We start from the raw sequence: 12,009 nt of genomic DNA, 5'->3' as shown, positions 1-12,009 counted from the left end.
TTATTTTTAGCAAATCAAACCCCATCTGCAATTTCTATCATTTTTATTGCGTTGACCATGGTCATAAACAGCTTGCCCTTTTCCCGAGGAAACTCATCAAACCCCATATTTATGTACAACCTTTTTACTATGTCGTTCTTAGCGTCAACAATAATCATCGGAGTGGGGATGATTTTTGATGACTTTATGGCTTTGCGAATTGCATCTATCAGCAAAATTTCGCCAAATCCTTGGCGTTGAAATGACTTACTTACAGCTAATCGACCAATAAGAGCACAATGCAGTGCTGACGGGTATTTTTTCGCTATTTTTTCTGGTAGTTCATCTAATTCTATAGTGCAAAGTGCCAAGGAATAGAATCCCTTTATTTGATGTTCATTCTGGCTACTGGTGAGGACAAATGTTCTTGATAGAGCTTTTTTATCATGCTGCCCTGAAACGGTTTTCAAGTAATTGTTTAGCTCAGGCTCACCACAATCAAAATTATTTCTATCATGTTTGTTTTTATCTAGAGGTTTTATCTGCATCTATTGTTTCCTTATGTCTACGAGCAGCACGAAGGAAACGCTCATTGATTGGTTTTTCGTTTTCCAATGCATTAACAAATGCCAGTGCATCCTCCTGACACAATCGAATACGCATGTTCTGTTCAATCAATCGCTTTGCCTCCGCAATAGCTGCATTGGCAATAAAACTATTCAGGCTTGCATACCCTGATAATGACAGTGCTATTTCTAGTAGCTCTTTGGTTTCTGAGCTCACCCTAGTAGTGATTCTCTCATTGATTAATGTGGCCATGTGCCTACTCCTCTGAAATACGAATCTTCACTCACTGTTTAATTTAGCATTGTTTTTAACAAAATTCAATGGATGTGCCAAAATGGCGTCATATTTGATTGTGGAATAAATCAAATTAAGTGGGACCGTGATCCTTCCTTTATGTTTTTGGCTCCTTAATTAACGCTGAAAATTCATCCAAACTGTATAATTCAATTTTTTAAATTATTATTCTACCCAATGAATATTTAATCGAAATTTTATTTTGTATTTTCTATTTTTGTTGGTTTTTTATGTAAATTCGTGTTGTGAATTTAATGTTTATTTTTTACCGCAAAAATCACTTTGAAAGATGAAAATCAAAGGGGGTTGGCAGAATTTAATCCCATCTTATTTCATTGATTTAATTTAAAATTTATTAATTTCTGCATTTATTTTAAATAAATGCCTTATCTTGAGTTTGTAATGGAGTTGTGACTTGAATCCTAAAAATTGATTAATTATGTTACAGCCTATTATTCTGTATTGGATTTTTATCTTTAGCATATTATGCTTGTGAGGATGATTCACCAACGGAGTACAAAATGAAGGTTCTTATTTTAGGCAGTGGCGTTATTGGCGTAACCAGTGCGTGGTATCTTGCGCAGGAAGGTCATGAAGTTATTGTAATTGATCGCCAGAATAGTGCCGCTGAAGAGACGAGTGCCGGTAACGCTGGTCAAATATCACCAGGGTACGCGACACCTTGGGGAGCACCTGGGATCCCACTTAAAGCCATAAAGTGGATATTTCAACGACATGCACCTCTGGCTATTCGTCCTGATGGTTCATTGTTTCAATTACGCTGGATGTGGGAAATGCTGCGTAATTGTGATGCAAGCCATTACGCTATGAATAAAAGCAGAATGGTACGTTTGGCAGAATATAGCCGGGACTGTATTAAGCAATTAAGGGCTGATACCGGTATCCAGTATGAAGGGCGTCAGGGTGGAACGCTGCAACTGTTCAGAACAACTAAGCAATTTGATAATGCTGCCAATGATATTGCTGTGTTAGAGCAGGAAGGGGTGCCTTATCGGTTATTGACTGCCGAACAATTAGCAACTGTGGAACCTGCTCTTGCCCATACTTTCCATAAACTGACCGGCGGGTTGCAATTACCAAATGATGAAACCGGTGATTGCCAGATTTTTACCAAGAGATTGGCAAAAATGGCAGAAGATGCTGGTGTGAAGTTTATTTTTAATAAGCACGTTAAGCAGATTTTGGTGGATGGGCATAAAGTATCGGGTATTCAATGTGATGATGGCATCATGACTGCTGATCATTATGTGGTCGCGATGGGTTCTTATTCCACAGAGATATTGAAAAATCTCGTCAAAATTCCGGTTTATCCAATGAAAGGCTATTCATTAACGATGCCGATTATGGATGAATCAAGGGCACCTGTATCAACTGTGCTTGATGAAACGTACAAAATTGCTATTACCCGTTTTGATGATCGTATTCGCGTCGGAGGTATGGCAGAAGTTGTCGGTTTTAATTTGAACGTTCTTCAAAATCGCTGTGAAACATTGAAGATGGTTGTGCAAGATCTTTACCACAATGGTGGCAAGATTGAAGAAGCTTCATTCTGGACGGGGTTACGTCCGATGACGCCAGATGGAACGCCTATCGTTGGCCCAACCAAATATTCGAATCTATATTTAAATACCGGGCATGGAACACTAGGCTGGACAATGGCTTGTGGTTCAGGAAAGTTATTGGCTGATTTAATTTCAGGCAAGAAACCTGATATTGCGGCAGATGATCTCTCTGTATTTAGATATATCAATGGGTTCAATATAAAAGTGTTTCCAATGAATCCTCATTTACATACTGCATAAACCATAGAAAAGGAGTCGTTATGCCACGTCCTATTTTGGCAACGATCCATCTCGAAGCATTCCACCATAATTTATCGGTTATTCGCCAAAGGGTTGGTAACAGTAAAGTCTGGTCGGTAGTGAAAGCGAATGCGTATGGGCATGGATTGGACCGAATATGGCAATCACTCATACAGACAGATGGGTTTGCACTGCTCGACATGAATGAAGCTATTTATTTAAGAGAACAAGGATGGCAGGGACCAATCCTATTATTGGAAGGTTTTTTCAAATCATCGGATTTAGACATTATTAATGAGTACCGTCTGACAACCGCAGTACATAGTCATTGGCATCTTGAGGAGATAGAAAAAACCAGGTTGGACAATCCCATTGATATCTATTTGAAACTTAATAGTGGTATGAATCGGTTAGGATTCACGCCAGAAGAGTTTCCGCAGATAGTTTCAAAAGCGAGAGGAATTAAAAACGTCAATTCAGTGACTTTAATGACCCATTTTGCCAATTCTGATAATGGAGTTGGTGTTAATGAGCAATTTGCGGTTGTTGAACGCTTGCAAATGAACTCACTTCCTCATTGTTTGGCGAATTCTGGCGCTGTTTTGTGGTATCCGAAGACACATGGCGATTGGGTTCGTCCGGGCATTATTCTCTATGGTGCATCCCCAAGCGGAAAGTGGTGTGATATTGCGGATATTGGATTGAAACCAACTATGACGTTGCAAAGTGAAATCATTGCGGTCCACGAGCTTCCCAAAGGAGAAAAAATTGGCTACGGCAGCCGCTATACAACTCAGAAACCCATGCGTGTAGGCACAGTAGCATGTGGCTATGCGGATGGATATCCGAGACATGCTCCAACGGGAACCCCTGTCATGGTTGATGGTATCCGTACTCAATTATTGGGCGCTATATCAATGGACATGATGACCGTTGATTTGACTCCATGCCCACAGGCAAACATAGGCAGTACTGTCGAATTGTGGGGAACAAAACTACCAGTGGATGAAGTTGCAGAGTCGGCAGGCACTATTGGATATGAACTTCTGTGTGCTTTAGCGAAAAGAGTCCCTGTCACTGTTACTTAATTTCTTATTCTTAACGGAATACCCTCTTCTGAGGAAGTCATGTTGTTCGGTTAAAGTATTTTGAATAGTCTTATGTCGCTGAAGTAATCCAGAGGATTTTGCTTTCTCTGGATTATTCTATGCCTAATTATTTTATGCCTAATAAATTGTCTTGTTGGGTAGTTCTTATTTTTGAGTAACTGTGCTGATCACAATATTTGATATGATTTTTTCAGAGTGGCGGGCAGTACAAAATATATCTAATACTGTATGATTAATCGTTAAACTGAGATGCCGTGGGAGCTTTTTCAGCCCCTGCATATTGGAGTTTGTTTTTTTAATACGAATGTTTTTTAGCTATTTGTTTTACAGGAAACTAAATTAACAAAGACTCATTAAAGTGGAAATAACTTAATATGAATAAAAATAAGGTATTTGTTGCTGTAGCTGGTCTGTGCTTATTTTCTTCTGTGACATATGCTGGTGAATGGTCTGTTGGTTTGTCGGCAGTGTATGAGGCTAAACCTTACAAGGGCGCGAAAGCGCAGGATAATTTCCTGCCTGTTCCTATGGTTTCTTATGAAAGTGAAAACTTTTATTTTCATACGTTGACTGCTGGTTATTACCTCTGGAATCAACCCAAAGACGAACTTTCTGTTGATGTATTTTATTCTCCGCAAGCCTTTCATCCCAAAGATAGTAAAAATGAACAAATGAAAAAGTTGGATCGCCGTCGTGACACGATGATGGGTGGCTTTACTTATCAGCATCATGAAGACTGGGGAACACTGCGTGCTTCTGTTGCTGCTGATATGTTAGGAGAGAGTAAAGGGATCCGAGCTGACTTTTCCTATTTATATAATATTGAGCAAGGTGATTGGGTATTGAAGCCTGGCATTGGTGTGATTTGGGATAGTAAAAAACAGAACCGCTATAGCTATGGCATAACAAAAAGAGAGTCAGTACGTAGTGGGTTAGCTGAATACACACCAGGAGATAGCTGGAGCCCTTATTTTGAATTATCTGGTTATTATTCTCTTAATGAAAGTTGGACAGCCTTCATGGCAGGGCGTGTTGAATACTTACCCAATCAAATTAAAGATAGTCCGATGATCAATCGTTCATACTCCGGTATTATCTGGTCCGGTATTACTTATACATTTTGATTTTTCTTCCAGATAGCTACTGAAAAGCTGAATGTTTGCAATTGTTATGGCAAAGTTCAGCTTTTCATTACCTTGACCTAATAACCGTCAGGAATTTTTCGGCAGCGAATAATAACGGACAACCTATCTGGATCGCCATTTCTGGGGCGCAATGGGTTATTGATACGAGCAGTTTCGATACAGGCCATGTTTTTATAACCTTCCCGGCTCATGTCTTTCATATTATTGGAAAGTTCAGCGCCAGGGTTCCAGCATACTACATCGCTATGGTGGTAGTGGTGTATTTCAATTGTTCGCTTCCACATGGAGTCTCTCAATAAGCTGAAATCGTCCGGCTCTGTATAAATGCGGTCTGTTCGTCCCTTAAAAATTAAATCTTCATGGGCGTACATTTCTCTGTCTGTAACAGTATCAATAAAATGAGCACCAAGCCCACTGACTCGAATTTGATTGATGTCACTGACATTGAAATAAGAGTGAAGGGCGCCAGTCGCTTGATATTCACCATGACACTCCAGCTCTATTTCGCAGGTTTCCCCTAATTTAAAGCGGGCAATTAGCGTGAATTCATGTGGCCATAATTTATGAGTATAAGCGCTACTCTGGAGAGTAAATGTCAAAATAACGCCATTTTCGTTTTCATGGTGTGCTTTGAGCTCCCAGGGCAGTATTCGGGCAAATCCGTGGCTGGGAGCCGAAACTGGACCGAACCAGGGCCAACAGATGGGAATCCCACCCCGAATTGCTGTACCTGCCCTAAAGGCAGTTTGATCACTTAACCATAAGACGGGTTTTTCACTATCAGGCTGCCATGTGAGCAAATGTGCCCCTTGAATGCTAATCGCACCGCGTACTTTAGGATGGGAAACAACAATCAAGGGAAAGCCGTCAATGTTTCGTTGACTGATATAAGGGGATATCTGTTCTACAACCGGTAATGAAAAAATTTTATCAAGCATTTGTCATAACCTTATGTAAACCTGAATAGGTAACATCTTGAATGAGTAGTGGTGATAAGGCTCAAGAATAGCTCAATGTTCTGAAAATATAAATTTTGGGATAAAAAAACCACCCGTAAACAGGTGGTTTTTGAATATGGAGAAAGCTCGATTATTTAGAAATATGAGCGATCAAATCCAAAACTTTGTTTGAGTAACCTGTTTCGTTGTCATACCAAGAAACCAGTTTTACAAAGTTGTCGTTCAGGGCAATACCTGCTTTTGCATCAAATACGGAAGTCAGTTTTTCACCGTTGAAATCGGTAGAAACAACGTCGTCTTCAGTATAGCCCAGGATGCCTTTCAACTCGCCTTCTGCTGCTTCTTTGATTGCGTCACAGATTTCTGCGTAAGTTGCTGGTTTTTCCAGACGAGCAGTCAGGTCAACAACAGAAACGTTAGGAGTAGGAACACGGAAAGACATACCCGTCAGTTTACCGTTCAGTTCTGGGATAACTTTACCTACTGCTTTTGCTGCACCGGTAGAAGATGGGATGATGTTCTGCGCTGCACCACGGCCGCCGCGCCAGTCTTTCGCAGAAGGACCGTCAACAGTTTTCTGAGTTGCGGTTGTTGCGTGAACGGTTGTCATCAAACCTTCAACGATGCCAAATTTGTCATTGATAACTTTAGCCAGTGGAGCCAGGCAGTTAGTGGTGCAAGATGCGTTAGAAACAATATCCTGACCTGCATAAGCGCTATGGTTGACACCCATAACGAACATTGGCGTGTTGTCTTTGGATGGGCCAGTCAGAACAACTTTTTTCGCGCCCGCAGCGATGTGTTTACGTGCAGTTTCGTCAGTCAGGAAGATACCTGTTGCTTCTGCAACAACATCAACACCCACTTCGTTCCATTTCAGGTTAGCTGGGTCTCTTTCAGATGTAACGCGGATGGTTTTGCCGTTAACAACCAGCTGACCTTCTTTAACTTCAACAGTACCGTTGAAGCGGCCGTGGGTTGAATCGTATTTCAGCATGTAAGCCATGTACTCTGCATCTAACAGATCATTGATAGCAACGATTTCAATATCTGAACGCTCTTGTGCAGCACGGAAAACAATACGGCCGATACGACCAAAACCGTTAATACCTACTTTGATAGTCATAGTATTCCACCAGCTATTTTTTAGTGAATTAAAAGTTGTTTCTAAAGTTACCAAAATCTTGCCAGCCGTCAAGCGGAATCGTGTCAACAATTGAAAAAGATCAATTTAATAATCACTATCTGAACGCTTGTTATACAGCCGGGACAAGCTCTACGCACACCATTATCGGGGTATAGGGAGATATTTAAAGTTACCATCGGTTAGATATGTGAGACTTATCACAATTAGTAAGGTAAATTGCTGTGTTGAATGGGTTAGAATGCGTTTTAACATGTTTATGTTGATTTTTTGTTGTTTTCGATGATTTTTTTATTGAAAATATTGGCCTTAAAAGGTGGTCATCATGGCTAAAAGTCAAAATATTTCCCTTTCTATAGAACAGCTTAGTACAATGCAGCGTCATGTTACGCAAGAAGCAGGCACTGAGCCGCCGTTTTCAGGAAAATTACTGCACAACAAAAAAAGTGGTATTTACCATTGCCTGTGTTGTCGCCAGCCATTATTTGTTTCAGATACTAAATTTGATTCTGGATGCGGATGGCCGAGTTTTTACCAGCCAATCGATGATGATTCTATCACTTACCTTGATGATTATTCACATAATATGCACCGGATAGAGGTGCGTTGTAGCCATTGTCAGGCCCACTTAGGGCATGTTTTTCCCGATGGCCCCAAACCGACAGGGGAGCGTTTCTGCATTAATTCAGCAGCATTGCGTTTTATCGATAAAGAAACAAGCGAAGAAACAGCAGGTTAATGTCATTTAAGGCTGTTTTTTGAACTCAGGTGAAACTATTGGGTTTCATAATGTAAAAGAAACGATTCAGCTCTGGTGTTAAAATTAAGCTATTAACTTGTGATGATATTGATTGAAATAGTGTCGGCTTATAGTCATTCTCAGTGTCATCGTGTAAATAATATAAATAGCCATGTAGCCGCTAAGGAATATTAATGAAGTTGGATGATTTAATTTCTGCCATGACACCCGAAATTTATCAGCGATTGGTTCAGGCTGTCGAATTAGGAAAATGGCAGGATGGCGTACCACTTACGCCAGAACAGAAAGAACATAGTTTACAGGCGGTGATGCTTTGGCAGGCCAGGCATAATCATGATCCTGAACATATGACGATTGGCACAGATGGTCAAATTACTATCAAAAGTAAACAAGAGCTAAAAGCGACATTCCAGTCCGAAATACGGTTCATTAATCAGCTTTAGTTATTAATAGTCAGTAATAGTTACAAACACACACCTTGTGTCACGAGAAATATGTACATCTTGCTTGTTGCTTGGTGTACATAAACTACAATCACCGCACCAAACCTGATTGGGTTCGGTGACCGCGAACTGCTGGTTGAGATGATTAATGTGCTGGCTGTTTCGGATCTGGTGTTGGAACTGGATAAATGTGTGCAAAAAGAAACCGTTAATCAAGTTGCTTAATTACAAAAGTCAGTATATTGTGATAAGGGTGATAGCAATGTCACATAGCTTATCGAGTGTTTAAAGTTTCGCGATTGCGTTTTTTTGTTTCTAGTCTATTTAATAGCAATACAAAATAGATTTGGAAATAAATTTTACATAAAACAAACAATATCAAATCAATATCATTAAAAATATTTAATTGTAATTTATTTTCCTTTGTTATTATATTTTTTTGATATTTCCATCTTGATTTATTCTGATATGGTTAAATCTGTAAGCAGTTTAGTGTTTAAATATAGGCCTGTTGTTATTTTGGTTTGCGAATAAAAAATAATAATACTATTAACTAATGAGGGTACTATAATGGCGAATGTGATCGATATATTAGTTACTGTGGACGCGCAATCTATTATGGAAGATTATGGTAAGATTAGTAATAATATTAATGCACCTACTTTCCTTAGTAATGGAAACAAATATATTCATATGTTAGCTAAGTCAAAATATGTTATACAGGGTCAGGGTGGAAGTGACTTACAAGTTAAAGCTAAGAATGGTGATACTATTCGTTGGCGTGGGGTTACTTTGTCTAAAGATTCAGAGTATTCAGCTGCATTATTGAAACTTTACCCGGTTTTTCAGACACCAACTGAAGCAAGTTATTTTTTCGTCCCCCCAGAAGTAAAGCCGATACATTCTTATGTCCCTGTGTTGAAGTCAGATAATCCAGTACCAAACCCAAATCCGCTTGAAGTAGATCTTCAGGAAATATTTAGCTACTATTGGGATATCACCGTTAAAAACATGCCTCCTCCTGGAAATGCAGCTACAGAATATTATGCGTTCATTGTAGGTATATATGATAATGGTAATTTCAGGGGATATGTTAATTGGGATCCAGCTATTATTCTGGACAATAGATGATCCATTGTGTAATTCCCAATTATAAATAAAGCCTCACTAACCATGTGGGGCTTTTTCATTTTCTTGACCTCTTCTGTTTTGTGACAATAACGACAAACCACATTAACTTTCGCCATAACTCACCAATAATAAAAAAGAGAGGCATCTATCACAATATCTAATTATTGGAATCATGGCCTGAATATTATTCAAATAAGCATGCTATACATGATTCAATAAATTGATGTCATGGCCGCTAATTTATAGAAATGTGATGAAAAATATATTTCAAATAAAAACTGTTTCCATTTTTCCTATTTGGTATGAATAATTAACCCGCAGAAAGTTGCGGGTTAGAGTTTTAATTATTTATTTTATTTCTTCGAGAAGAGAATAACGTGACTCTATTTTAACATTAACATAAAAGTCACCTGAGTTATCACTGTAGTTGCTATCAAAACTCAGCACAGTAAAAATCCCTGTCCCTGTGACAGAAATAAGCAAAATCAACAAGTTTTATAAAGGTGAGAAATCTCACCTTTAACCCTCCAATCTTCTGCATGATGCAGAAGATTGGAGATTAAAACTCAATCAACATTATTCAAGTGGGATTTCCGCAATGATTGAGTCAACGTGACGGTCTCGGATAAATCAATGAGTTATAAACGACACAGGAGAGCTTGAGTTTAAGCTGTCCAGTACATGCAGGGTTATCCCGTATGTTAAAGGGCAGATTGCTGCCCTATAGTGATAGTAACTTCCTTCTTATCCTCACCTTGAAACCGATCTCAATTTTCCCTATCTAACCAATGTAAGATCAATTTTTATGTACAACATTGTGTACGTTTTTAGTTTGTACATAAAAACCTCGTCCTGTTTGCTAAAAATAATTTTAGCCAAGGACGAGGCGATTTTTGGTGTTTACAAAATCGATACTATTTCGCTTTGTGAGATTAATTTAGCACCCTTGGATGCCATTTCCTCAAAAGCATGCTGGCTGTCATCGGGCTGAATATTGACACCACGACAACCATCTGTAATCACATAGGTTTCGTAGCCGAGAGCCAGAGCATCAAGTACAGTAAATTTAACGCAGTAATCAGTAGCAATGCCCAATACAAGTAAGCGCTGTATATTATGTTCAGTCAGCCATCCATGCAGTTGAGTTTCGCTTTTATGGTCATTGTCGAAAAACGTACTATAACTATCTATCTGGGGATTTTCGCCTTTTTGAAAAACTTCCTGGATAGCTGATTGATTCAATAAAGGATGAAATTCTGCTCCAAATTGCCCCTGTACACAGTGAACCGGCCACCATATTTGGGGAATGCCATTAAGTTCGCCTAATTCCCCCATTTTTTGCCCGGAATTTACGGCAAAACTCATGTGGTTTGTTGGGTGCCAATCCTGACTGGCAATAATAGCAGTATGATTCTTCTGGCTATTATTTTCCTGACAGAGGGCGATAACCTCATTCGCTACTTTAATGACAGTCTCACTCTCTTTAACCGCCAGTGCGCCCCCAGTACAGAAATCATTTTGCAGATCGATAAGTAATAATGCTGTTTTCATCATATTTCTCGATTTACCTTTTTATTAATCATCTGAATAGCTCAATTCACCGCGCAAATTCTGCTGCATCAGGTAGCGAATTTCTTCGGGTGTGTAAGATTGGCTCAATAAATAGTGCAATTTCGTCAAGGCGGCCTCGAAAGTCATGTCATAACCGCTGATAACACCTGATGCGGCCAGTGAGTGACCGGTAGCATATCCCTCCATATTGACCCGGCCAGAAATACACTGAGTCAAATTAACCACGATAATTCCTCGCTCGGTCGCTTCTCTTAATGTTTTTAGCAAAGAGGCACATTGCGGGGCATTGCCAACTCCATATGATCTTAAAATCAATGCCTTAACCGGTTGCATCAGGATGTTTTCTACCACTTGGCTGGATAAGCCTGGGTAGATGGTTACAACACCAATCGGTTGTGATGTGATCGGATTGACGACAAACTCGCTGTGCTTGGCAGGTATGGGGCTTGTTTTGAAAGTGCGAATATTGATGCCTGCTTCCATTAATGGTGAACAGTTAGGGGATGAAAAGGCATCAAAACCATCAGCGTGGGCTTTAACTGTTCTGTTTCCACGAAACAATTTGTTGTTGAAAAACAGGCTGACTTCGTTGATAGGGTAGTTTGCAGCAAGATACAAGGCGTTAAGTAAGTTTGTCTGACCATCAGAACGTAATGCTTCTAAAGGTATTTGTGACCCTGTCACAATAACCGGCTTGTTGAGGTTCTCAAGCATGAAAGAAAGCGCTGAGGCAGTGAAAGCCATGGTGTCGGTGCCATGCAGAATAACAAAGCCGTCATAGTCATGATAATTCTGGTGGATATCATTTGCGATAATGCCCCAGTCATCAGGACTCATATCAGAAGAGTCAATCAGGGGTTGATGTTCACGGATCGTAAATGTTGGCATTTCTGGTCGGTGGAATTCAGGCATTTTTGCGAGTTGCTGTTGCAAATGGCCGGAGACAGGAATGTACCCATTAGGAGAATGCTGCATCCCGATTGTGCCGCCAGTGTAAACAACATAGATAGATTTCTTCTGCATGATCACGTCTCAATAAAAATATTTAGCCGGATTATAGGGAGTATGGGGAATAAAAAAAGC

The 12,009-nt window shown here is 39.7% G+C and carries 12 protein-coding genes; 6 read left to right on the top strand and 6 right to left on the bottom strand.

All coding sequences use genetic code 11. From position 1 onward, the window contains the following. Positions 1–14: 14 nt before the first annotated feature. Positions 15–527, bottom strand: a complete 513-nt coding sequence (locus tag Xmir_RS36105; protein ID WP_099114848.1) for a GNAT family N-acetyltransferase — start codon at positions 525–527, stop codon at positions 15–17. Beyond that, on the bottom strand, positions 505–798 hold the full coding sequence (locus tag Xmir_RS36100; RefSeq protein ID WP_099114847.1) for a type II toxin-antitoxin system TacA family antitoxin: 294 nt from the start codon (positions 796–798) through the stop codon (positions 505–507). The genes Xmir_RS36105 and Xmir_RS36100 overlap by 23 nt, the downstream gene beginning before the upstream one ends. Positions 799–1,361: 563 nt before the next feature. Here Xmir_RS36100 and Xmir_RS36095 point away from each other — a divergent pair. The 3 genes from Xmir_RS36095 to Xmir_RS36085 all read left to right on the top strand — a co-directional run bounded on the left by Xmir_RS36095 (position 1,362) and on the right by Xmir_RS36085 (position 4,896). Next, positions 1,362–2,663: a D-amino acid dehydrogenase gene (locus Xmir_RS36095; protein ID WP_099114846.1), complete on the top strand. Its 1,302-nt coding sequence runs from the start codon at positions 1,362–1,364 to the stop codon at positions 2,661–2,663. A 20-nt stretch (positions 2,664–2,683) separates the two neighbouring features. Then, entirely contained in the window at positions 2,684–3,751 is a 1,068-nt protein-coding gene (dadX, locus tag Xmir_RS36090) for a catabolic alanine racemase DadX (protein ID WP_099114845.1), read from the top strand. 395 nt (positions 3,752–4,146) lie between these two features. Continuing rightward, positions 4,147–4,896, top strand: coding sequence for a MipA/OmpV family protein (locus tag Xmir_RS36085; RefSeq protein WP_099114844.1), 750 nt, complete (start codon positions 4,147–4,149; stop codon positions 4,894–4,896). 77 nt (positions 4,897–4,973) lie between these two features. Here Xmir_RS36085 and Xmir_RS36080 read toward each other — a convergent pair whose 3' ends face one another. Both Xmir_RS36080 and gapA read right to left on the bottom strand, forming a co-directional pair. Then, the gene (locus tag Xmir_RS36080) at positions 4,974–5,855 is read right to left on the bottom strand and encodes a D-hexose-6-phosphate mutarotase (RefSeq protein ID WP_099114843.1); all 882 of its coding nucleotides are present in this window, start codon (positions 5,853–5,855) and stop codon (positions 4,974–4,976) included. A 151-nt stretch (positions 5,856–6,006) separates the two neighbouring features. After that, positions 6,007–7,002, bottom strand: coding sequence for a glyceraldehyde-3-phosphate dehydrogenase (gene gapA / locus Xmir_RS36075; protein WP_099114842.1), 996 nt, complete (start codon positions 7,000–7,002; stop codon positions 6,007–6,009). Between the two features lie 343 nt (positions 7,003–7,345). Between gapA and msrB the strand changes: the two genes are divergently transcribed. The 3 genes from msrB to Xmir_RS36060 all read left to right on the top strand — a co-directional run bounded on the left by msrB (position 7,346) and on the right by Xmir_RS36060 (position 9,354). Continuing rightward, positions 7,346–7,759, top strand: coding sequence for a peptide-methionine (R)-S-oxide reductase MsrB (gene msrB / locus Xmir_RS36070; RefSeq protein WP_099114841.1), 414 nt, complete (start codon positions 7,346–7,348; stop codon positions 7,757–7,759). Positions 7,760–7,953: 194 nt separating this feature from the next. Beyond that, positions 7,954–8,223, top strand: coding sequence for a YeaC family protein (locus tag Xmir_RS36065; protein WP_099114840.1), 270 nt, complete (start codon positions 7,954–7,956; stop codon positions 8,221–8,223). Positions 8,224–8,793: 570 nt separating this feature from the next. Continuing rightward, positions 8,794–9,354: an inclusion body family protein gene (locus Xmir_RS36060; RefSeq protein WP_099114839.1), complete on the top strand. Its 561-nt coding sequence runs from the start codon at positions 8,794–8,796 to the stop codon at positions 9,352–9,354. Positions 9,355–10,254: 900 nt separating this feature from the next. Here Xmir_RS36060 and pncA read toward each other — a convergent pair. Further along, a complete protein-coding gene (gene pncA / locus Xmir_RS36055; RefSeq protein ID WP_099114862.1) occupies positions 10,255–10,905 on the bottom strand; it encodes a bifunctional nicotinamidase/pyrazinamidase in 651 nt (216 codons plus the stop codon). Positions 10,906–10,929: 24 nt separating this feature from the next. After that, positions 10,930–11,949 (bottom strand): asparaginase, encoded by a 1,020-nt coding sequence (ansA, locus tag Xmir_RS36050; protein WP_099114838.1) that lies wholly within the window; start codon positions 11,947–11,949, stop codon positions 10,930–10,932. Between the last annotated feature and the right edge of the window lie 60 nt (positions 11,950–12,009).

The organism is Xenorhabdus miraniensis (genome assembly GCF_002632615.1).
The sequence above is the reverse complement of the archived record's forward strand: the minus strand, read 5'-3'. Positions and strand labels throughout refer to the sequence as shown.